We start from the raw sequence: 20,767 nt of genomic DNA on the forward strand, positions 1-20,767 counted from the left end.
CGATTCACTCGGGCTGTGTCCTTGCTTGATCGGTGTGTGTTCGCAACTATCACCGTAGACCAAGGCCAGCCTTTTTTCATTTTTTGCAGCCGTATCAGTTAGTTAGCCGTTAAGTAAGTGCCATTCCTGTCAGACCCCATTTCTGACAACGATTTATCATTCATGGATTCTTATCTCCTTACGGTCGACATTTGGATCATTGACCAACAGTGCGCCATCCCTGTAATGACTTCTTCGGTAAAATGTCACGAAAAGACTATTTCTCTCATAAGAAACACTGGGATGGTGTGTAGCGCCATGCCAGCTATCGTCTGATCTCAAAAAAGCAAACGCTATATTAGGTTCATAAGGAATTCTTCTGAATTCTTCAAAGCCACCTTCAGTTTTTACAAACAGCCCAAGCCCTGATTCTTTATAATCCGCACTTTCTGGCAAATACCATCCAAATGTCATTGCCTTTTCAACAATATCCGTATGCGGAGGCAAATCAAAACCGGCAAAATCTTTATACAAATGCGGATAAGGTGTCACATCAAGATCAGAGCCAAACTTTCCCAGCAAAAGACGCTTGAATGGCTCACTGCAAAGAAGCTCAACAATATCAATAGCAACTTTAGACCTCGAAAAAACCTTACCAAGATCAATCGAAATTCCTTCCAGAGACAAAGGCAATTCAAAACGAGTCGAACTCCCATTTCTCAAGGTGCTTTTATGCATCAACGGCTTGTATAAATCCAACGCTGGCAAGCTGGAAATAAACTCTCTGTACAATTCTGCTGGAACAAAGTCCTTTACTTCAAAAAAACTGAACGGCTCACTCACCAGTTCAGCGCCTGTTATTTTTTGAGAAACATACTTCATAAGTCCGGACACACCCACCTCCATACGGCTTTTTCGAGATCCATCTCAACATGAATGAAACATTTAACCACCCGTATCTTTTATAGGCTTCGCCCTCACACCCAGCAACGGAATTCTTGTAGTTAAATTCCCAAAAAATCGAAGGAAGCTTCTTACACTAAATTTGTTTTAGTAGAAATCAAGTCGCGGGCCGGGTTATTATTTTTTCAAGATCAATGCCCTACGCTGTTTATCGATACCCATCGGTATTTAGGAAAAGGACTTTTATGAAACGCACCCTCATCGCCTTCCTGTCATTGATCGTCACCGCCATCATCGTCGCGGGCGGCTACCTCTACAGCAAGCAGCCCACCCGCCAAGGCACGGTGCAGTTGCAAGGGTTGCAGGGCTCGGTGACGGTGCGCTACGACGAACGCGGTGTGCCGCATATCCACGCGGAGACCGAAACCGACCTGTACCGCGCCCTCGGTTATGTCCATGCCCAGGATCGGCTGTTCCAGATGGAGATCATGCGCCGCCTCGCCCGTGGTGAACTGGCCGAGGTGCTAGGGCCGAAACTGCTCGACACCGACAAACTGATGCGCAGCCTGCGAATCCGCGAACGCGCCGCGGCCTATGTGACCGAGCAGGACCCACAATCCCCGGCCTGGCTCGCCATGCAAGCCTACCTGGACGGGGTCAACGCCTATCAGGACAGTCACACCCGGCCCGTGGAGTTCGATGTGCTGGGTATTCCCAAGCGCCCCTTCACCGCCGAAGACACCGTGAGCATTACCGGCTACATGGCCTATAGCTTCGCCGCCGCCTTTCGCACCGAACCCCTGTTGACCTACGTGCGTGATCAACTGGGCGCCGAGTACCTGAGCATCTTCGACCTCGACTGGCAGCCCCAGGGCGTGCTGGCCGAAGGTCGCAAGGTCGGCCTGCCCCTGGCCGCCGCCGACTGGAAAGACCTCAACGCCCTGGCCCGCCTGAGCGAGCAGGCCCTGGCCGATAACGGCCTGCCGCAGTTCGAGGGCAGCAATGCCTGGGCGGTCTCTGGCAGTCGAACCCACAGCGGCAAGCCTTTACTGGCGGGTGACCCGCATATCCGTTTTTCCGCGCCGTCGGTGTGGTACGAAGCGCATCTGTCCGCGCCGGGTTTCGAACTCTACGGGCACTATCAGGCCTTGATGCCCTTTGCGACGCTGGGCATGAACAAGGATTTCGGCTGGAGCGTCACCATGTTCCAGAACGACGACCTTGACCTGATCGCCGAGAAGGTCAACCCGGACAATCCCGAGCAGGTCTGGTATCGCGACAAATGGGCGGACATGACCCGCAGCGAACAGCAGATCGCGGTCAAGGGCCAGGCGCCGGTGACGCTGGTGCTGCGCCAGTCGCCCCACGGTCCGATCGTCAACGATGCCCTCGGTGCGAACGCCGGCAAGACCCCGGTCGCCATGTGGTGGGGATTCCTGAAAAGTCGCAACCCGATCCTCGGCGCCTTTTACCAGCTCAACCGCGCCGATACCCTGGCCAAGGCCCGTGGCGCCTCGGCCAAGATCCACGCCCCCGGGCTGAACGTGGTGTGGGCCAACGCCAAGGGGGACATCGGCTGGTGGGCCGCCGCGCAATTGCCCAAGCGGCCGGCCGGCGTCAAGCCTGGGTTCATCCTCGACGGCAGCAGCCCGGAGGCGGAAAAGGAAGGTTTCTATCCGTTCAGCAGCAACCCCCAGGAAGAAAACCCGGCGCGGGGCTACATCGTCTCGGCCAATTTCCAACCCGTACCGGCCGGCGGCATCGAGATCCCGGGGTACTACAACCTCGCCGACCGCGGCCAGCAACTCAACCGTCCGCTCAGCGACAAGCAGGCGAAGTGGGACATCGAAACCACCCAGAAACTGCAACTGGGCACCACCACCGCCTATGGCCCTCGCCTGCTCGCGCCTTTGCTGCCGGTGCTGCGTGAAGGGGTCAGCGACCCGCAGGAACGCAAATGGGTGGAACAACTGGCCCAATGGCCAGGCGATTACCCCCTGGACTCCACCAGCGCCACGCTGTTCAACCAGTTCCTGTTCAACCTGGCCGACGCCGCCCTGCACGATGAACTGGGCGACGGCTTCTTCGAAACCTCGCTGTCGACCCGGGTCATCGATGCGGCCCTGCCACGCCTGGCGGCCTCAAAGGATTCACCGTGGTGGGATGACCGCACGACCCTCGGCACAGAGACCCGTGCCGACACCGTAAAAAAGGCCTGGGACAAGAGCCTGGCCCACCTGAAGGTCACCCTCGGCGACGATGCCACGCAATGGCAATGGGGCAAGGCCCATACCCTGACCCACGGCCACCCGTTGGGCCTGCAAAAGCCGCTGGACCGGCTCTTCAACGTCGGCCCCTTCGCGGCACCCGGCACCCACGAGGTGCCCAACAACCTCTCCGCCAAAATCGGTCCGGCACCGTGGCCGGTGACCTATGGGCCTTCGACGCGGCGCATCATCGATTTCGCCGACCCGAGCCACAGCGTCACCATCAACCCCGTTGGCCAGAGCGGCGTGGCGTTCGACAAGCATTACGCGGACCAGGCCGAGGCGTACATCGAGGGGGTCTATCACCAGGCGCACTTGGCCGAGGAGGAAGTGCTGGCCAATACCCACTCGACCCTGAAGCTGCTACCGGGCCGGGCCGCACCCTGATTCTGGCCAGTGTAATTTTTCATCGCCAACGCGCTCAATCGTCATTGTTGGTCAAGACTACCGGGGGTCAACGCCCCCCCTCTCATAGGAGTCAACGCGATGTTCAATAACTGGTCCGAACTGCTGCCCACCATCAAGAGCGCCTTTGGCGCCCTGGGCAAAAGCAATCCGAAGATGGTCAAGGCCTACATGGCCCTGGATGAAGCCGCGGCTGAAAACGACGTGCTCGATGCCAAGACCCGTGAGCTGATCTCCATCGCCGTCGCCATCACCACGCGCTGTGACGGTTGCATTGGCGTACACACCGACGCGGCCATCAAGGCCGGCGCCACCCGCGAAGAAATCGCCGCCACCCTGGCCACCGCGGTGTCCCTGAACGCGGGCGCGGCGTACATCTACTCCCTGCGCGCGCTGGAGGCTCACGACGCGTTAAAGAAGTGAAGGACCAATAGCCTGCCCGCCGCTATCGCGAGCAGGCTCCCACACAATGGGATCTGCATTCGGCTGCGGATTTATAGGCAATCCAAAAAACCTGTGGGAGCCAAGCTTGCTCGCTCCCACATTTGCTCCCTGTGTCGGTTAGACCGACGTGGTCTCGGCCCGGCGGACTTCCGGTTGTTTCCAGGAGTCGGCGGCGCTTTCTTCGATGGCTTGCTGGATCGCGCGCTTGCGGTTTTCTTCGGCGCGACGGCTGAAGTACCAGACCAGGAAGGTCACCAGCGACACCGCCAGCAGGATCAGGCTCGCCACGGCGTTGATTTCCGGTTTCACACCCAGGCGCACGGCCGAGAAGACTTCCATCGGCAAGGTCGTCGAGCCGGGGCCGGAGACGAAACTCGCCAGCACCAGGTCATCCAGGGACAACGCGAAGGACATCATGCCCCCCGCCGCCAGTGACGGCGCGATCATCGGGATGGTGATCAAAAAGAACACCTTCCACGGCCGCGCACCGAGGTCCATGGCCGCTTCTTCGATGGACAGGTCCAGTTCACGCAAGCGCGCCGAGACCACCACCGCCACATAGGCCGCGCAGAACGTGGTGTGGGCGATCCAGATCGTGACGATGCCACGCTCTTGGGGCCAGCCGATCGTCTGTGCCATGGCCACGAACAGCAGCAACAGCGACAGACCAGTGATGACTTCCGGCATCACCAGCGGCGCGGTGACCAGGCCACCGAACAGCGTGCGGCCCTTGAAGTGGGTAATGCGGGTCAGTACGAAGGCTGCCAGGGTACCCAGGGCCACCGCGGCAATCGCCGTGTAGCAGGCGATTTCCAGCGAGCGCAGCACCGACCCCATCAACTGGCTGTTGTCCAGCAGGCCGACGTACCACTTGATCGACCAGCCGCCCCACACGGTCACCAGTCTCGAGGCGTTGAACGAGTAGATCACCAGGATCAACATTGGCGCGTAGATGAACAGAAAACCCAGCACCAGCATCAGGCTTGAAAAACTGAAGCGCTTCATTCCTTGCCCTCCATTTCTTTGGCCTGGCTGCGGTTGAACAGGATGATAGGCACGATCAGGATCGCCAGCATCACCACCGCCAGGGCGGATGCCACCGGCCAGTCTCGGTTATTGAAGAATTCCTGCCACAGCACTTTGCCGATCATCAGGGTTTCCGGGCCACCCAGCAGTTCCGGAATCACGAACTCGCCCACCACGGGGATGAACACCAGCATTGCGCCTGCGATGATGCCGTTCTTGGACAGCGGCACGGTGATTTTCCAGAAGCTGTTGAAGGTGCTCGAACCCAGGTCCGACGCGGCTTCCAACAGGCTGGGGTCATGCTTCACCAGGTTGGCGTACAACGGCAGGATCATGAACGGCAGATAGGAGTAGACGACCCCGATATACACCGCCAAGTTGGTATTGAGGATCTGCAGCGGTTCGCTGATCCACCCCATGCCCAGCAAAAAGCTGTTGAGCAAGCCGTTGTTGCTGAGGATGCCCATCCACGCATAGACGCGGATCAGGATCGCGGTCCAAGTCGGCATCATGATCAGCAGCACCAGCACCGTCTGCATCTCTTTGCGGGCATTGGCAATGCCGTAGGCCATTGGATAACCGATCAGCAGGCACAAGACGGTGCTGATCAGCGCCATCTTCAGCGAGCCGAGGTAGGCGGCAATGTACAACTCGTCCTCGCTCAGCAACACGTAGTTGGCGAGGTTGAGCAGCACCTGCAGTTTCTGATCGACGTAGCTGTAGATCTCGGTGTACGGCGGGATGGCCACGTCGGCTTCGGCGAAGCTGATCTTCAGGACAATGAAGAACGGCAACATGAAGAACAGGAACAGCCAGATGAAGGGCACCCCGATGACCAACTGGCGGCCACCGGGCGTTATTCGATCGAGTCGGCGTTTGAATTTGCGCAGGTTCATGAGCGAAGCACCACGCCGCTGTCATCTTCCCACCAGACGAACACCTGATCGCCCCAGGTCGGGCGCTGGCCGCGACGTTCGGCGTTGGCGACGAAGGACTGCACCAGCTTGCCGCTCGGCAACTCGACGTAGAACACCGAGTGGCCGCCCAGGTAGGCGATGTCATGGACCTTGCCGCTGGACCAGTTGTGCTCGCAATCCGGCTGCTCGGCGGTGACCAGCAGTTTTTCCGGGCGGATGGCGTAAGTGACGGACTTGTCCTGCACCGAAGTACTGATGCCGTGACCCACGTAGATGTTGCGGTCCAGGTCCTTGCAAGTCAGCACCGCGTGGCCTTCGGCGTCGTCCACCACTTCGGTCTCGAAGATGTTGACGTTGCCGATGAACTCGCAGACCAGCCGACTGGTCGGGGTTTCGTAGATGTCGATCGGGCTACCAATCTGGGCGATCCAGCCCAGGTGCATGATCGCAATGCGTTCGGCCATGGTCATGGCCTCTTCCTGATCGTGGGTCACCATGACACACGTCACGCCGACCCGCTCGATGATTTCCACCAGCTCAAGCTGCATTTGCGAGCGCAGTTTCTTGTCGAGAGCCCCCATCGGCTCGTCGAGCAACAACAGCTTGGGCCGTTTGGCCAGGGAACGAGCCAGGGCCACACGCTGACGCTGGCCGCCGGAGAGCTGGTGCGGCTTGCGCTTGGCGTACTGGCTCATCTGCACCAGCTTGAGCATTTCAGCCACACGGGCATCGACCTCGGCTCTCGGGATCTTGTCCTGTTGCAAGCCGAAGGCGATGTTCTGCGCCACGGTCATGTGAGGGAACAAGGCGTAGGACTGGAACATCATGTTGATCGGCCGCTCATAAGGCGGCAAGTCGGTGATGTCTACACCGTCGAGGAAAATGCGCCCCTCGGTGGGCCGCTCGAAACCGGCCAGCATGCGCAACAAGGTGGACTTGCCCGATCCCGAACCGCCGAGCAGGGCGAATATCTCGCCTTTCTTGATTTCCAGGGACACATCGTCCACGGCAATCGTCTCGTCGAACTTCTTCGTGACCCGGTCGATTTTGACCAACACCTGCTTGGGTGTCTGGTCGCCCTCGAGGGCTTTCTTATAGGCGCCGGAGGCAACTGCCATTTACGAAACTCCCACAGATTTTGCAGATTTTCAGTTCGCCCCACGCGGACGAACCTTAAGAGTGTTGACGTTATTTACCCGACTTGACCTTGGTCCAGCTGCGGGTCATGAGTCGTTGGATCTTGCGCGGCAACTCGGAGTTGACGTAGAGCTTGTCGACGACCGCTTGCGGTGGGTAAACCGCTTCGTCGGTGCGTACTTCCTGATCCATCAGTTCGCCAGCCCTCGGGTTGGGGTTGGCATAACCGACTGCGTCGCTGACCTGGGCGATGACCTCAGGCTTGAGCAGGTAGTTGATGAAGGCATGCGCTTGCTTGACGTTGGTGGCGTCGCGCGGGATCGCCAGCATGTCGAACCAGAGGTTGGCGCCTTCCTTGGGGATCACATAGACGATTTCGATGCCTTTACCGGCCTCACTGGCACGGGCGCGGGCCTGGAAGACGTCACCGGAGAAACCGGCGGCCACGCAGATCTCGCCATTGGCCAGGTCAGAGATGTACTTGGAGGAGTTGAAGTAGGTCACGTAAGGCCGGATCTTGAGGAGCTGGGCCTCGGCCTTCTTGTAGTCTTCAGGGTCTTCGCTGTTGGGATCCAGGCCCAGGTAATTGAGCATCGCCGGGATCATCTCGTCACCCGAGTCGAGGAACGAAACGCCGCAGCTGGACAGCTTCTTGATGTTTTCCGGCTCGAACAGCATGGCCCACGAATCGATCTTTTCGACCCCCAGCACCGCCTTGATCTTCTCGACGTTGTAGCCAATGCCGTTGGTGCCCCACAGATAAGGCACGGCGTACTGGTTGCCCGGGTCGTTCTTTTCCAGGCGCTTGAGCAGCACAGGGTCGAGGTTGGCGTAGTTGGGCAACTGCGCCTTATCGAGCTTCTGGAACGCTCCGGCCTTGATTTGCTTGCCCAGGAAGTGGTTGGACGGCACCACCACGTCGTAGCCGGTGCGCCCGGCCAGCAACTTGCCTTCCAGGGTTTCGTTGGAGTCGAACACGTCATACACCGGCTTGATGCCAGTGGCTTTTTCGAAATCCGCCAGGGTGGTCTCGCCGATGTAGTCCGACCAATTATAAATATGCACGGTGGAGGCGGCCTGGACGCTGACGGCGAGCGTCAGGCCGGCACCGACCAGCAAGGCGTTACGTAACAAAGAAAAGACTGGCACGTGGAGGTCCTCTTAAATAGTTGGGCCCAAGTTGCCCCCGTTACTTGGCCAAGAGAGGCCCTGCAACAAAACCGGCGCGCAACTTACCCTCGATAAACCGATCCAGCAAAACTTTTAGTTATTTAATGGCTCCTGTTGCCGCCACCGCGATGGCAGCGACAACAGGAAGATGCTTCAGGCCGGCTTATCTACCGGATTTGATCTTGGTCCAGCTGCGGGTCATGATCCGCTGGGTCGCGGCGGGCAGGTCGGCAATCGCGTAAAGCTTGGCTTGCACGTCTGCCGGCGGGTAGATGCCCGGGTCGCTGGTGATTTCCTTGCTGACCAGCGGCGTGGAGGCCGCGTTGCCGTTCGGGAAGCTCACGGTGTCGGTGATTTCAGCCATGATTTCCGGCTTTTGCAGGAAGGTCATGAACTTGTAGGCACCCTCGACGTTCTCGGCATCCTTGGGGATGGCGACCATGTCGAAGAAGCTGCCAGCACCTTCCTTCGGAATGTTGTAGCTGACTTTAACCTTGCCGCCGGCTTCGGCAGCACGGGACTTGGCCTGGTAGATGTCGCCCGAGTAGCCGACCGCTACGCAGATGTTGCCGTTGGCCAGGTCGGAGATGTACTTGGAGGAATGGAAGTAACCAATCGAAGGACGGATCTTGAGGAACAGTGCCTCGGCTTCAGCCAGTTGTTTCTTGTCCTGGCTGTCGGTCGGGTAGCCCAGATAATGCAGCGCCACCGGGATCATCTCCGTCGGCGAGTCGAGAAAGCTGATGCCGCAGGATTTCAGCTTGGCGGCGTTTTCCGGCTTGAACAGCAGGTCCCACGAGTTGGTCGGCGCGTCGGCCCCCAGGGCCGCCTTGACCTTCTCGGCGTTGAAGCCGATGCCGATCGAACCCCACATGTACGGGAAGGCATGCTCGTTGCCCGGGTCGCTCACTGAAACGGCCTTGAGCAGGTCGGTGTTCAGGTTTTTCCAGTTAGGCAATTTGGACTTGTCGAGTTTCTGGTAGACCCCGGCCTTGATCTGCTTGGCGAGGAAGTTGTTCGACGGCACCACGATGTCATAACCGGACTTACCGGCCAGCAACTTGGCTTCCAGGGTTTCGTTGCTGTCGAACACGTCGTAGACGACTTTGATCCCCGATTCTTTCTCGAACTTGGCGACGGTGTCCGGCGCAATGTAGTCAGACCAGTTATAGACGTGCAGCACTTTGTCGTCCGCCTGGACAGCGCCCGCCATCACGCCCATCAGGGACATGGCGAGGAGGGTCTTGCCAGCTATCTTCATACCTAATGCCTTCATGAAAAATGCTCCAGTTATTCTTCTTAGCCACAGTTCAGTAGCCGGCTCGCGGGCAACTTGAACAGCCATCGGTGTCCTGTATCACAAATCTTGTTCCTTTTTGACGGCGTCAGTGGCCGTCATGCTGCGTTGCCGCTCCTCGCCGTAGCGGGCTATGACTCGCCGCGGCGCCTTGCTTGACGACAACAGCCATTCGTCAAAAAGGAACGTATTGGTGATACAGGACACCAGTCTGGCAAGTTACGGGCCAGGCTTTCAACACAAGTCCAGCCTTTTATTCTCGCTGGGAGAGGCCCTTGCAGGCACCTCGCTCAGAGCCTAGCACTTAGCCTTGCAACGCACTGAGCGTCAGGTCCAGGCACTGCCGCGCCTTGGTCACCAATTCATCGATCTCGGCCTTGCTGATCACCAGCGGCGGCGCAATGATCATGGTGTCGCCCACTGCGCGCATGATCAGCCCGTTATCGAAGCAGAACTGCCGGCAGATCATGCCCACGCCCTTGCCTTCGTAGCGCTTGCGCGTGACCTTGTCCTGGACCAGCTCGATTGCCCCCAGCAAACCGACCCCGCGCACTTCACCCACCAGCGGATGATCGTTCAGTTCCCGCAAACGCTTCTGCAAATAGGGTGCCGTTTCAGCATGGACGCGCTCGATGATCTTTTCGTCGCGCAGGATGCGGATGTTTTCCAGGGCCACCGCCGCGGCCACCGGGTGACCGGAATAGGTAAACCCGTGGTTGAAGTCGCCGCCTTCGTTGAGCACCGCGACCACGTCATCACGCACGATCAGCCCACCCATGGGGATGTAGCCGGAGGTCAGGCCCTTGGCGATGGTCATCATGTGCGGTTTCAACCCGTAATGGTCGGTACCGAACCACTCACCGGTACGGCCGAAGCCACAGATCACTTCGTCGGCCACGAACAGGATGTCGTACTTGGCGAGGATTTCCTTCATGCGCGGCCAGTAGCTGTCCGGCGGCACGATCACGCCACCGGCGCCCTGGATCGGCTCGGCGATGAAGGCGCCGACGTTGTCCACACCGATCTCCAGGATCTTTTCTTCCAACTGGTTGGCCGCCCACACGCCGAACTCTTCGGGGCTCATGTCGCCGCCTTCACCGAACCAGTAAGGCTGGGCGATGTGGACAATGCCCGGGATCGGCAGGTCGCCCTGTTCGTGCATATAGGTCATGCCGCCCAGGCTCGCGCCGGCCACGGTGGAGCCGTGATAGCCGTTCTTGCGACTGATGATGACTTTCTTGTTCGGTTGGCCCTTGATTGCCCAATAGTGGCGGACCATCCGCAGCATGGTGTCGTTGCCCTCGGAGCCGGAGCCGGTGAAGAACACGTGGTTCATGCCTTCAGGAGCGATGTCGGCGATGGCTTTGGACAATTCCAGCACCGGCGGGTGGGCCGTCTGGAAGAACAGGTTGTAGTACGGCAGCTCGCGCATCTGTTGGCTGGCGGCGTCGGCCAATTCCTCCCGGCCATAACCGACGGCCACGCACCAGAGGCCGGCCATGCCGTCGAGGATCTTGTTGCCTTCACTGTCCCAGAGGTAGACACCCTTGGCGTGAGTGATGATGCGCGGGCCTTTCTCTTTGAGCTGCTTGAAATCGCTGAACGGCGCCAGGTGGTGATCGTTGCTCAGGGCCTGCCATTCACGGGTTTGCGGGTTGTTGCGGGTCATGCCAGTTCTCCTTTAATCGGTGAGGGCGAAGCTGCCTGAAGCAGCCCCGTCCGGCGCTTCAGACGGCGAAGAGCAGGAATTCCCGCTCCCACGAACTGATGACGCGCTTGAAATTTTCATGCTCGGCCCGCTTGACCGCGACGTAGCCTGTGATGAATTTCTTGCCCAGGTATTTCTCGATGGTGGTGCTGTTTTCCATGCGTTCCAAGGCGTCTTCGATGGTCAGCGGCAAACGCAAGTTGCGGCGTTCGTAGCCTCGGCCCACCACTGGCGCGCTCGGGTTGATGCCTTCGACCATACCGATGAAGCCACACAGCAGGCTGGCGGCAATCGCCAGGTACGGGTTGGCATCGGCGCCCGGCAAGCGGTTTTCCACCCGACGGTTCTGCGGCCCGGCATCCGGCACGCGCAGGCCCACGGTGCGGTTCTCTTCGCCCCACTCCACGTTCACCGGCGCCGACGTGTCCGGCAGGAAGCGGCGGAACGAGTTGACGTTGGGGGCGAACAGCGGCAACAGCTCGGGGATGAATTTCTGCAGGCCACCGATGTGGTGCAGGAACAGATCGCTCATGGTCCCGTCTTCATTGGAGAAGACGTTCTTGCCGGTTTCCTTGTCGATGATGCTCTGGTGCAGGTGCATCGCACTGCCCGGCTCGCCAGTCATGGGCTTGGCCATGAAGGTGGCGGCCACGTCGTGCTTGAGTGCTGCCTCGCGCATGGTGCGCTTGAACACCAGGATCTGGTCGGCCAGGGACAGGGCATCGCCATGACGGAAATTGATTTCCATCTGCGCCGTGCCGTCCTCGTGGATCAGGGTATCGAGGTCCAGTTCCTGCAGTTCGCACCAGTCGTAGACGTCTTCGAACAGTGGGTCGAACTCGTTGGCCGCTTCGATCGAGAAGGACTGCCGGCCGGTTTCGGGGCGGCCGGAGCGACCAACGGGCGGTTGCAGCGGAAAGTCCGGGTCGTCGCTGCGCTTGGTCAAGTAGAACTCCATTTCCGGCGCGACGATCGGCTGCCAACCTCTGTCGGCGTAGAGCTTGAGCACTTTCTTGAGCACGTTGCGCGGCGACAGCTCGATGGGGTTGCCCTGCTTGTCGTAGGCGTCGTGAATGACTTGGGCTGTGGGCTCGATGGCCCAGGGCACAAGGAATACTGCGTTCTCGTCCGGACGGCAGATCATGTCGATGTCGGCGGGGTCGAGCAGTTCGTAATAGATGTCGTCTTCGACATAGTCGCCCGTAACGGTCTGGAGCAGAACGCTCTCGGGCAGGCGCATGCCTTTCTCGGCGATGAACTTGTTGGTCGGCGAGATCTTGCCCCGGGTGATACCGGTCAGGTCGCCAATCATGCATTCGACTTCTGTGATCTTGTGGTCTTTCAACCAATCGGTGAGCTGGTCGAGGTTGTTACTCATAAATGCCTCTAGGCGTGAGTTTCCTGACTGCTATTAGTCGTCAGGCGTTGTTTGACGCATCGGCGTCGCGTTGTACTGCCCTTGCTCGGCAGGCATCGCCAAATGCCTGGAAAATCGCAAGGTAGTGCGGGTTAGAGCTTACCTCCCATTCGGGGTGCCATTGCACACCTAAAGCAAAAGCCTTGCCTTCTGGCACCGAAACAGCCTCGATCAGGCCATCGGGCGCCACCGCTTCGGCCCGCAACCCAGGCGCCAGGCGCTCGATGCCCTGGCTGTGGATCGAATTGACCGCTATCTGTTGAGGCAACCCCAGGCCTGCCAGTACACCGCCAGGCTGGACATGCACGGCGTGAGCAGGGCCGTATTGAACATCCACCGCTTGAGTATCGTCTTCACGATGATCGATGAACGTTCCGACTTCATGAACGTTCTGATGCAGGCTGCCGCCAAAGGCTACGTTCATCTCCTGGAAACCACGGCAAATGCCCAGCACCGGGATGCCCGCAGCGACAGCGGCGCGGATCAGCGGCAAGGTGGTGGCGTCCCGTGCAGGATCATGAGCAGTGCCAGGTGAACTGGCCAGGCCCTGGTAATGAAAAGGTTCTACATTAGAAGGAGAGCCCGTCAGAAGAATACCGTCCAGGGCGTCCAGAATATCGGACGGCGGGAACAGATCCGCCAGGGACGGAAGCAGCACTGGCAGGCCCTTGGCGGCTGTCGCGACAGCCCGGGAATATTTATCGCCACTGGTGTGATAAGTATGCAGACCAATCTGCCTGGAGCAGGTGGTGACGCCGATTAACGGCAGGCGAGACATGAAGCACCCCGGTATTATTGCTGTTATGGGTTTGAATCGAGCTTAGCCTTGTTCATTTTTTTACACAACACCCCCGTAAAAAATACAACACGGCCCGCTCAAGGCTGCGGGCGCCAAGCCCCTTAAAGGGAAAAAAACGCCCTAAATTGCCTCAAAAAAGCCCTGCCGGTGCTTTTTTAGGGCAAAAAACGCCCTGCTTGACTTCGGCATGCCGTTCGGGTTGACTGGCTTTCAAAGAGATCAATGATTGATATTTTTAACAACAAAGGTGTTGCATCATGTCGGTACCCCCGCGTGCCGTTCAGCTTAACGAAGCGAACGCGTTCCTTAAGGAACATCCTGAGGTTCTGTACGTTGACCTTCTGATTGCGGATATGAATGGTGTGGTGCGCGGCAAGCGCATAGAACGCACCAGCCTCCACAAGGTTTACGAGAAAGGCATCAACCTGCCGGCCTCTTTATTTGCCCTGGATATCAATGGCTCTACGGTGGAAAGCACCGGCCTGGGTCTGGACATCGGCGATGCCGACCGGATCTGTTATCCAATCCCTGACACCCTGTGCAACGAGCCTTGGCAGAAGCGCCCAACTGCGCAACTGTTGATGACCATGCACGAACTCGAAGGCGAGCCTTTCTTCGCCGACCCGCGTGAAGTCCTGCGTCAAGTCGTGACCAAGTTCGATGAACTGGGCCTGACTATCTGCGCCGCATTCGAGCTGGAGTTCTACCTGATCGACCAGGAGAACGTGAATGGACGCCCACAACCGCCCCGCTCGCCGATTTCCGGCAAACGCCCGCATTCGACCCAGGTCTACCTGATCGATGACCTCGACGAATACGTCGATTGCCTCCAGGACATTCTGGAAGGGGCCAAGGAGCAAGGCATCCCCGCCGACGCCATCGTCAAGGAAAGTGCCCCGGCGCAGTTCGAAGTGAACTTGCACCACGTGGCCGACCCGATCAAGGCCTGTGACTACGCGGTCCTGCTCAAGCGCCTGATCAAGAACATCGCCTACGACCATGAAATGGACACCACCTTCATGGCCAAGCCTTATCCGGGCCAGGCGGGTAATGGTCTGCACGTCCACATCTCGATTCTTGATAAAGATGGCAAGAATATTTTTGCCAGCGAGGATCCCGAGCAGAACGCCGCATTGCGTCATGCGATCGGCGGTGTGCTCGAGACCCTGCCCGCGCAGATGGCTTTCCTCTGCCCGAACGTCAACTCCTACCGTCGTTTCGGCGCACAGTTCTATGTGCCGAACTCGCCGACCTGGGGTTTGGACAACCGCACCGTGGCCTTGCGCGTCCCTACCGGTTCGGCCGATGCCGTGCGCCTGGAACACCGCGTCGCCGGTGCCGATGCCAACCCGTACCTGCTGATGGCCTCCGTGTTGGCAGGTGTGCACCATGGCCTGGTCAACAAGATCGAGCCCGGTGCGCCGGTGGAAGGCAATAGCTACGAGCAGCACGAGCAAAGCTTGCCGAACAACTTGCGCGATGCTCTGCGCGAGCTGGACGACAGCGAAGTCATGGCCAAGTACATCGACCCGAAATACATCGATATCTTCGTGGCCTGCAAGGAGAGCGAGCTGGAGGAGTTCGAACACTCCATCTCTGACCTCGAGTACAACTGGTACCTGCATACCGTGTAAGCGGCTGCGGTAAACAAAGAAACGCCGCAGGCCTTATGGCCTGCGGCGTTTTCTTATTTGGGTGAATGGCCGCCTTCGGCGGATCGCGAGCAAGCTCAGCCCCCACAGGGGCTCTTTGTGATCATTTGGTCTCATTCACAATATATTGCTCTGGGAGCAAGGCTGCCCGCGATGCCAGCCTGGCAGACAACACAGGACCCGACTCGTACAATGCCCGGCAGCCCCGCAGGAGACGCCCATGACGCGCATCGCCCCCCCCCGCAAACCCCGCGCACGCAGCCAGGCCCGGATCGACAGCATTCTTGATGCCGCCCGTACGCTGCTTGCTGCCGAAGGCGTGGCCAGCCTATCGATCTACAGCGTCGCCGAGCGCGCCGGGATCCCGCCCTCTTCCGTGTACCACTTCTTCGCCAGCGTCCCGGCCCTGCTCGAAGCCCTGACCGCCGACGTCCACGCCGCCTTTCGCGCCAGCCTGCAAGCACCGATCGATCACGCGACGTTGAACCACTGGCACGACCTGTCACGGCTGGTGGAACAGCGCATGCTCATCATCTACAGCCAGGATGCCGCCGCTCGCCAACTGATCCTGGCCCAGCACGGCCTGACCGAAGTCACTCAGGCCGACCGCCAGCACGACCTCGAACTGGGCGACCTGATGCATAAGGTGTTCGATCACCATTTCGCCCTGCCGCCCCTGCCCGGCGATGTCGACGTGTTCGCCCTGGCCATGGAACTGGCCGACCGCGTCTACGCCCGCTCGGTACAACAACATGGCCAGATCACCCCGCGCATGGCCGAAGAAGGCATGCGGGTGTTCGATGCGTACCTGGGGCTGTATCTGCCGCCGTATTTGCCCAAGCGCTCTGATTGATCGCTGATCGCCAGGAACCAGAAAGCCCCGAAGGGCTCACACCGTCCGGGGCTGTGGGTCAGGCATCGCTCACAACTTGGCGATAGACACCTCGGTGGATTTGACGAAGGCAATCACTTCGCTGCCGATCGCCAGTTCCAACTCCTTGACCGAGCGGGTGGTGATGACCGAAGTGACGATGCCCGACGCGGTCTGCACGTCGATTTCCGACAACACGTCGCCTTCGACGATTTCCTTGATGGTGCCTTTGAACTGGTTGCGTACGTTGATGGCTTTGATGGTCATGGTGTCGATTCCTGTCTGGAGGATGTTATTGCGCCCAACGCAATTGCGTGGGCAAGGGTGAAACGGGTTCCGGTTCCGGCGGTTGACCGGGCAAGGACAGCACGCGGTTGAGGACTTCGGTTTCCAGGCTCGCCAGGCGATGAGAGCCGCGAACCCGTGGGCGTGGCAGGTCGATGGGCAGGTCGAGGCCGATCTGGCCGTCCTCGACCAAGATCACCCGATCGGCAATCGCCACCGCTTCGCTGACATCGTGGGTCACCAGCAACACCGTGAAGCCGTGCTGTTGCCAGAGATTTTCGATCAGTTGCTGCATCTCGATACGGGTCAGGGCGTCCAGGGCTCCCAAGGGTTCATCGAGCAGCAACAGGCGTGGCTGATGAATCAGCGCGCGGGCCAGGGCCACCCGTTGTTTCTGTCCGCCGGACAACGCCGCCGGCCACTCATGGGCACGGTCGGCCAAGCCGACGGCTTCCAGTGCCTGCAACGCCTGCGCACGCCAGTGGCCCTTGAGCCCGAGGCCGACGTTATCAATGACTTTTTTCCAGGGCAGCAAGCGCGCTTCCTGGAACATCAACCGTGTTTCCTGTTGCACAGCACTCAACGCTGCCGAGCCCGCCCACAGTTGGCCGTCCGTGGGTTGATCGAGGCCGGCCAGCAACCGCAGCAAGGTACTTTTGCCACAGCCGCTGCGACCGACCACGGCCACGAACTGTCCGGCCGGGACATGCAGGTCGATATCACGCAGCACTTGGCGCGTGCCGAAGGTTTTTTGCAGCTTGCGCACGGCCAGCGGGATGCCACGCAGCAGGCGCGAAGGTTGTTGGGCGTTCATGCGGCACCTGCCTTGTTCACTTGGTACGCCGGGTGCCAGCGCAGCCAGACCCGCTCAAGCCCGCGGGCGGCAAGGTCAGCCAATTTGCCCAGCACGGCGTACAGGAGAATCGCCAGCACCACCACATCGGTTTGCAGGAACTCCCGGGCATTCATTGCCAGATAGCCAATGCCGGAGCTGGCCGAGATGGTTTCCGCCACGATCAGCGTCAACCACATGAAGCCCAGGGCGAAGCGCACGCCCACCAGGATCGAAGGCAAGGCGCCCGGCAGGATCACCTGGCGAAACAGGCGCAAGCCGGACAAGCCATAACTGCGGGCCATCTCCACCAGCGCCGGATCGACGTTGCGAATCCCGTGGTAGGTGTTGAGGTAGATCGGGAACAACGTGCCCAGCGCCACCAGGAAAATCTTCGCCGACTCATCAATGCCAAACCACAGGATCACCAACGGAATCAGCGCCAGGTGCGGGACGTTCCTGAGCATTTGTACGGAACTGTCCAGCAGGCGCTCGCCCCATTTCGACAAACCGGTGATGAAGCCCAGCGCCAGGCCGATGCCGCCGCCGATCAGAAAGCCCACCGCTGCGCGCCAACCGCTGATCGCCAGGTGCGTCCAGATCTCACCGCTACGCACCAGGTTGACCCCGGCCTCGATCACGGCCACGGGTGCCGGCAGGATCCGCGTGGACAACCCACCGGCCGACACCGACAGTTGCCATGCCGCCAGCAACAGCAGCGGCACCACCCAGGGGGCGAGGCTGTGAATGATTTTCTTCATGGTTGCCTCAGCTCTGGGATGCGGTTTTGGGAAAAATATCGTTGGCGACCATTTCACCGAACGGGCTCACATAGCCCTGGCTCTTGGGCAACTCCGGACGCTCTACGTCCAGGTGGGGAAACAGCAGTTCCGCCACGCGATAGGCCTCTTCCAAGTGTGGATAACCGGAAAAGATAAAGGTGTCGATGCCAAGGTCGGCGTATTCCTTGACCCGCGCCGCCACGGTCAGACCATCGCCCACCAGCGCCGTACCGGCACCGCCGCGAACCAGGCCAACGCCGGCCCAGAGATTGGGGCTGACTTCCAGCTTGTCGCGACTGCCACCGTGCAGGGCGGCCATGCGTTGCTGGCCCACTGAGTCGAAGCGCGCCAGGGAAGCCTGGGCACCGGCAATGGTGTCGTCGTCCAAGTGGGAAATCAGCCGGTCGGCCGCTTGCCAGGCTTCGGCGTTGGTTTCACGCACGATCACATGCAGGCGGATGCCGAAGCGCACGGTACGGCCAAGCTTCGCGGCTTTGGCTCGCACTTGTTCGATTTTCTGCGCAACGGCCGCGGGCGGCTCGCCCCAGGTCAGCACCATGTCCACCTGCTCGGCCGCCAGGTCCTGGGCGGCTTGCGACGAGCCACCGAAATACAGCGGCGGACGCGGTTGCTGGATCGGTGGATAGAGCAACTTGGCGCCCTTCACACTGATGTGCTCACCGTCGTAATCCACGGTTTCGCCTTCCAGCACCCGGCGCCAGATGCGGGTGAATTCCACCGACGCCTGGTAGCGTTGCTCGTGGTCGAGGAACAGGCCGTCGCCGGCCAACTCATCCGGGTCGCCGCCGGTCACCAGGTTGAACAGCGCGCGCCCGCGGGACAATCGGTCCAGGGTTGCGGCCTGACGCGCTGCCACCGTCGGGGAAATGATCCCGGGGCGCAGGGCGACGAGGAATTTCAGGCGCTGGGTCACCGGAATCAACGAAGCGGCCACCAGCCAAGAGTCCTCGCAGGAACGCCCGGTGGGGATCAGCACGCCGCCAAAACCCAGTCGATCCGCAGCCTGGGCAACTTGTTGCAGGTAACCGTGATCGACGGCGCGGGCGCCTTCGGCAGTGCCGAGGTAATGGCCGTCGCCGTGGGTAGGCAGGAACCAGAAAATATTGAGGCTCATGGTGTGGTCTCCTAAGGGATCGAATTACTGCGCGTTCGCAACGGTCGCCGGCGGCGTCCAGATCACGTCCTTGATGCTCAAGGGTTTGGGAATCAATTTGAGCTGGTAGAAGCTGTCGGCGATTTTCTGCTGCGCCGCCACCACTTCCGGCGTGAGGAACAACGCCCCATAGTCTTGGCGTTTCACCGACGTCAGGGTGATGTCGGCGGGCAGACCGAGCAGCGGCGATAGTTGCTTGGTCACGTCTTCAGAGTTGGCCCTGGACCACTCCCCCACTGCGCGCACCTCTTCCACCAGCGTCGTGATGACCTGGGGATTTTTTTGCGCGTAAGGTTTGGTGGCGAGGTAGAACTGGTGGTTATCGACGATGCCTTTACCATCACGCAGGGTGCATGCCTGCAACTGTTGTTCGGCGGCAGCCTGGTACGGATCCCAGATCACCCAGGCATCGACGCTGCCACGCTCGAAGGCGGCGCGGGCGTCGGCCGGCGGCAGGAAAACGGTCTGGACATCGGAATACTTCAGGCCTGCATCCTCCAGCGCCCGCACCAACAGGTAGTGGACATTGGAGCCTTTGTTCAGCACGACTTTCTTGCCCTTGAGGTCTTGCACCGACTGGATGGCCGACCCCTTGGGCACCAGGATCGCCTCGCTGGTGGGCGCCGGTGGCTCGTAAGCGACGTAGAGCAGGTCGGCGCCCGCGGCCTGGGCAAACACCGGCGGGGTTTCACCGGTCACGCCGAAGTCGATGGAGCCGACGTTCAAGCCTTCAAGCAACTGCGGGCCGCCGGGGAACTCGGTCCATTGCACATCCACGCCGAGGACTGCGAGACGTTTCTCCAATGAACCCTTGGCCTTGAGCAGCACCAGGGTGCCGTGTTTCTGATAACCGATCCGCAAGGTTTCGGCTTGAGCTTGGGTGATGACGCCGAGGGACACAGCCGCAGCAAACAGAGCGACCAGCCCGCGACGCAAAATGACAGTGCGCATGGCGCCTCTCCTTTTTGCTGTGGGGTTTTGGCTGCACCTGCTGGGCCGTTGGCGGCTGAGTAAGGTGAGTTGAATCAGGGTATTCGGGGTTCAAATGCTCCAGCGAGCACTCAACAAACGTTCGTTCAATACACTGGGGGCCGGCGGGCCATGGCGCTGAAAAACTGTTCCAGCGCCTCGTCCAGGCGCTGTTGCAGGGCCGCTGCCAATTGCGCCTGGGCGCTGCCTTCGCCATAAGCGATCTGGTTGTCTTCGGCAAAGATCCCGTGGAGCATTTCCTGGGCCTTGAGCGCCGACAACACCGGCTTGAGTGCGTAATCCACTGCCAGCATGTGGGCGATGCTGCCGCCGGTTGCCATCGGCAACACCACTTTATGGGCCAGGGCCCATTCAGGCAGCAGGTCCAGCACGGTCTTCAACGCACCGGAAAAAGACGCCTTGTACACCGGCGTGGCGATCAACAGGCCGTCGGCATTTTCGATCTGCTGGAGCAGGTCGACCACCTTTGGGCTGTCGAAACGGGCATGGAGCAGGTCTTCGGCCGGGAAGTCGCGCACCTGATAACTCACCACGTCCACACCTTGCTGCTGCAACCAGCGTTGCGAGCGCTCCAACAGCACTCCGGAGCGGGAGCGTTGGCTGGGACTGCCACCGAGTGAGACGACCAACATGCCTGCTATTCCTTAACTGTCACGTGCGATTCGCGGTGGGCGATCTCGCTGCATGGGTCAAACCATACCAGGGGATCTAT

At 59.9% G+C, this 20,767-nt stretch carries 18 protein-coding genes and 1 pseudogene; 4 read left to right on the forward strand and 15 right to left on the reverse strand.

What is annotated here, in order from left to right; translation table 11 throughout:
* Window positions 1-156: 156 nt before the first annotated feature.
* Window positions 157-873, reverse strand: coding sequence for a hypothetical protein (locus tag AACY42_RS11720; protein ID WP_339479461.1), 717 nt, complete (start codon window positions 871-873; stop codon window positions 157-159).
* A 254-nt stretch (window positions 874-1,127) separates the two neighbouring features.
* Between AACY42_RS11720 and AACY42_RS11725 the strand changes: the two genes are divergently transcribed.
* Together AACY42_RS11725 and AACY42_RS11730 are read left to right on the forward strand one after the other, a co-directional pair.
* Window positions 1,128-3,536 carry a penicillin acylase family protein gene (locus AACY42_RS11725; protein ID WP_339479462.1) on the forward strand — a complete coding sequence of 803 codons (2,409 nt, stop codon included), beginning with the start codon at window positions 1,128-1,130 and terminating at the stop codon, window positions 3,534-3,536.
* Window positions 3,537-3,635: 99 nt separating this feature from the next.
* On the forward strand, window positions 3,636-3,977 hold the full coding sequence (locus tag AACY42_RS11730; protein WP_003206631.1) for a carboxymuconolactone decarboxylase family protein: 342 nt from the start codon (window positions 3,636-3,638) through the stop codon (window positions 3,975-3,977).
* Window positions 3,978-4,115: 138 nt separating this feature from the next.
* Here AACY42_RS11730 and AACY42_RS11735 read toward each other — a convergent pair whose 3' ends face one another.
* The 8 genes from AACY42_RS11735 to AACY42_RS11770 all read right to left on the reverse strand — a co-directional run bounded on the left by AACY42_RS11735 (window position 4,116) and on the right by AACY42_RS11770 (window position 13,448).
* A complete protein-coding gene (locus tag AACY42_RS11735) occupies window positions 4,116-5,003 on the reverse strand; it encodes an ABC transporter permease subunit (RefSeq protein WP_339479464.1) in 888 nt (295 codons plus the stop codon).
* Window positions 5,000-5,920: an ABC transporter permease subunit gene (locus tag AACY42_RS11740; RefSeq protein ID WP_339479466.1), complete on the reverse strand. Its 921-nt coding sequence runs from the start codon at window positions 5,918-5,920 to the stop codon at window positions 5,000-5,002. The genes AACY42_RS11735 and AACY42_RS11740 overlap by 4 nt, the downstream gene beginning before the upstream one ends.
* Entirely contained in the window at window positions 5,917-7,059 is a 1,143-nt protein-coding gene (locus AACY42_RS11745; protein WP_339479468.1) for an ABC transporter ATP-binding protein, read from the reverse strand. Before AACY42_RS11745 ends, AACY42_RS11740 begins: the two co-directional genes overlap by 4 nt.
* A 70-nt stretch (window positions 7,060-7,129) precedes the next feature.
* The gene (locus tag AACY42_RS11750) at window positions 7,130-8,227 is read right to left on the reverse strand and encodes a polyamine ABC transporter substrate-binding protein (protein WP_339479469.1); all 1,098 of its coding nucleotides are present in this window, start codon (window positions 8,225-8,227) and stop codon (window positions 7,130-7,132) included.
* A gap of 184 nt (window positions 8,228-8,411) precedes the next feature.
* Window positions 8,412-9,509, reverse strand: a complete 1,098-nt coding sequence (locus AACY42_RS11755; protein ID WP_339479717.1) for a polyamine ABC transporter substrate-binding protein — start codon at window positions 9,507-9,509, stop codon at window positions 8,412-8,414.
* Between the two features lie 340 nt (window positions 9,510-9,849).
* Window positions 9,850-11,214: an aspartate aminotransferase family protein gene (locus AACY42_RS11760; protein WP_339479471.1), complete on the reverse strand. Its 1,365-nt coding sequence runs from the start codon at window positions 11,212-11,214 to the stop codon at window positions 9,850-9,852.
* Between the two features lie 58 nt (window positions 11,215-11,272).
* Window positions 11,273-12,631, reverse strand: a complete 1,359-nt coding sequence (locus AACY42_RS11765; RefSeq protein ID WP_339479472.1) for a glutamine synthetase family protein — start codon at window positions 12,629-12,631, stop codon at window positions 11,273-11,275.
* Window positions 12,632-12,671: 40 nt separating this feature from the next.
* Entirely contained in the window at window positions 12,672-13,448 is a 777-nt protein-coding gene (locus AACY42_RS11770) for a gamma-glutamyl-gamma-aminobutyrate hydrolase family protein (RefSeq protein ID WP_339479474.1), read from the reverse strand.
* A gap of 278 nt (window positions 13,449-13,726) precedes the next feature.
* Between AACY42_RS11770 and AACY42_RS11775 the strand changes: the two genes are divergently transcribed.
* Together AACY42_RS11775 and AACY42_RS11780 are read left to right on the forward strand one after the other, a co-directional pair.
* Complete coding sequence (locus tag AACY42_RS11775; protein ID WP_339479475.1) at window positions 13,727-15,103, forward strand: glutamine synthetase family protein; 1,377 nt, start codon at window positions 13,727-13,729, stop codon at window positions 15,101-15,103.
* A gap of 238 nt (window positions 15,104-15,341) precedes the next feature.
* Window positions 15,342-15,974, forward strand: coding sequence for a TetR/AcrR family transcriptional regulator (locus AACY42_RS11780; RefSeq protein WP_339479476.1), 633 nt, complete (start codon window positions 15,342-15,344; stop codon window positions 15,972-15,974).
* Window positions 15,975-16,043: 69 nt separating this feature from the next.
* Here AACY42_RS11780 and AACY42_RS11785 read toward each other — a convergent pair whose 3' ends face one another.
* The 6 genes and pseudogenes from AACY42_RS11785 to ssuE all read right to left on the reverse strand — a co-directional run bounded on the left by AACY42_RS11785 (window position 16,044) and on the right by ssuE (window position 20,687).
* On the reverse strand, window positions 16,044-16,259 hold the full coding sequence (locus AACY42_RS11785; RefSeq protein ID WP_003177394.1) for a TOBE domain-containing protein: 216 nt from the start codon (window positions 16,257-16,259) through the stop codon (window positions 16,044-16,046).
* 25 nt (window positions 16,260-16,284) lie between these two features.
* Window positions 16,285-17,091 (reverse strand): aliphatic sulfonates ABC transporter ATP-binding protein, encoded by an 807-nt coding sequence (ssuB, locus tag AACY42_RS11790; protein ID WP_339479477.1) that lies wholly within the window; start codon window positions 17,089-17,091, stop codon window positions 16,285-16,287.
* On the reverse strand, window positions 17,088-17,870 hold the full coding sequence (gene ssuC / locus AACY42_RS11795) for an aliphatic sulfonate ABC transporter permease SsuC (protein WP_339479479.1): 783 nt from the start codon (window positions 17,868-17,870) through the stop codon (window positions 17,088-17,090). The genes ssuB and ssuC overlap by 4 nt, the downstream gene beginning before the upstream one ends.
* A gap of 7 nt (window positions 17,871-17,877) precedes the next feature.
* Complete coding sequence (gene ssuD / locus AACY42_RS11800; RefSeq protein WP_339479481.1) at window positions 17,878-19,026, reverse strand: FMNH2-dependent alkanesulfonate monooxygenase; 1,149 nt, start codon at window positions 19,024-19,026, stop codon at window positions 17,878-17,880.
* 24 nt (window positions 19,027-19,050) lie between these two features.
* The gene (locus AACY42_RS11805) at window positions 19,051-20,016 is read right to left on the reverse strand and encodes a sulfonate ABC transporter substrate-binding protein (protein WP_339479483.1); all 966 of its coding nucleotides are present in this window, start codon (window positions 20,014-20,016) and stop codon (window positions 19,051-19,053) included.
* 90 nt (window positions 20,017-20,106) lie between these two features.
* Window positions 20,107-20,687 (reverse strand): annotated as a pseudogene (gene ssuE, locus AACY42_RS11810) (NADPH-dependent FMN reductase).
* Between the last annotated feature and the right edge of the window lie 80 nt (window positions 20,688-20,767).

Origin of the sequence: Pseudomonas sp. RL_5y_Pfl2_73 (genome assembly GCF_963970515.1) — a bacterium.
GTDB lineage: Bacteria > Pseudomonadota > Gammaproteobacteria > Pseudomonadales > Pseudomonadaceae > Aquipseudomonas.

What these genes read in the sequence shown, in the direction of transcription:
- AACY42_RS11725 (WP_339479462.1), top strand. Translation starts at nt 1,128, where the DNA reads ATGAAACGCACCCTCATCGCCTTCCTGTCATTGATCGTCACCGCCATC.
- AACY42_RS11730 (WP_003206631.1), top strand. Translation starts at nt 3,636, where the DNA reads ATGTTCAATAACTGGTCCGAACTGCTGCCCACCATCAAGAGCGCCTTT.
- AACY42_RS11735 (WP_339479464.1), bottom strand. Translation starts at nt 5,003, where the DNA reads ATGAAGCGCTTCAGTTTTTCAAGCCTGATGCTGGTGCTGGGTTTTCTG.
- AACY42_RS11740 (WP_339479466.1), bottom strand. Translation starts at nt 5,920, where the DNA reads ATGAACCTGCGCAAATTCAAACGCCGACTCGATCGAATAACGCCCGGT.
- AACY42_RS11745 (WP_339479468.1), bottom strand. Translation starts at nt 7,059, where the DNA reads ATGGCAGTTGCCTCCGGCGCCTATAAGAAAGCCCTCGAGGGCGACCAG.
- AACY42_RS11755 (WP_339479717.1), bottom strand. Translation starts at nt 9,509, where the DNA reads ATGAAGATAGCTGGCAAGACCCTCCTCGCCATGTCCCTGATGGGCGTG.
- AACY42_RS11760 (WP_339479471.1), bottom strand. Translation starts at nt 11,214, where the DNA reads ATGACCCGCAACAACCCGCAAACCCGTGAATGGCAGGCCCTGAGCAAC.
- AACY42_RS11765 (WP_339479472.1), bottom strand. Translation starts at nt 12,631, where the DNA reads ATGAGTAACAACCTCGACCAGCTCACCGATTGGTTGAAAGACCACAAG.
- AACY42_RS11770 (WP_339479474.1), bottom strand. Translation starts at nt 13,448, where the DNA reads ATGTCTCGCCTGCCGTTAATCGGCGTCACCACCTGCTCCAGGCAGATT.
- AACY42_RS11775 (WP_339479475.1), top strand. Translation starts at nt 13,727, where the DNA reads ATGTCGGTACCCCCGCGTGCCGTTCAGCTTAACGAAGCGAACGCGTTC.
- AACY42_RS11780 (WP_339479476.1), top strand. Translation starts at nt 15,342, where the DNA reads ATGACGCGCATCGCCCCCCCCCGCAAACCCCGCGCACGCAGCCAGGCC.
- AACY42_RS11785 (WP_003177394.1), bottom strand. Translation starts at nt 16,259, where the DNA reads ATGACCATCAAAGCCATCAACGTACGCAACCAGTTCAAAGGCACCATC.
- ssuB (WP_339479477.1), bottom strand. Translation starts at nt 17,091, where the DNA reads ATGAACGCCCAACAACCTTCGCGCCTGCTGCGTGGCATCCCGCTGGCC.
- ssuC (WP_339479479.1), bottom strand. Translation starts at nt 17,870, where the DNA reads ATGAAGAAAATCATTCACAGCCTCGCCCCCTGGGTGGTGCCGCTGCTG.
- ssuD (WP_339479481.1), bottom strand. Translation starts at nt 19,026, where the DNA reads ATGAGCCTCAATATTTTCTGGTTCCTGCCTACCCACGGCGACGGCCAT.
- AACY42_RS11805 (WP_339479483.1), bottom strand. Translation starts at nt 20,016, where the DNA reads ATGCGCACTGTCATTTTGCGTCGCGGGCTGGTCGCTCTGTTTGCTGCG.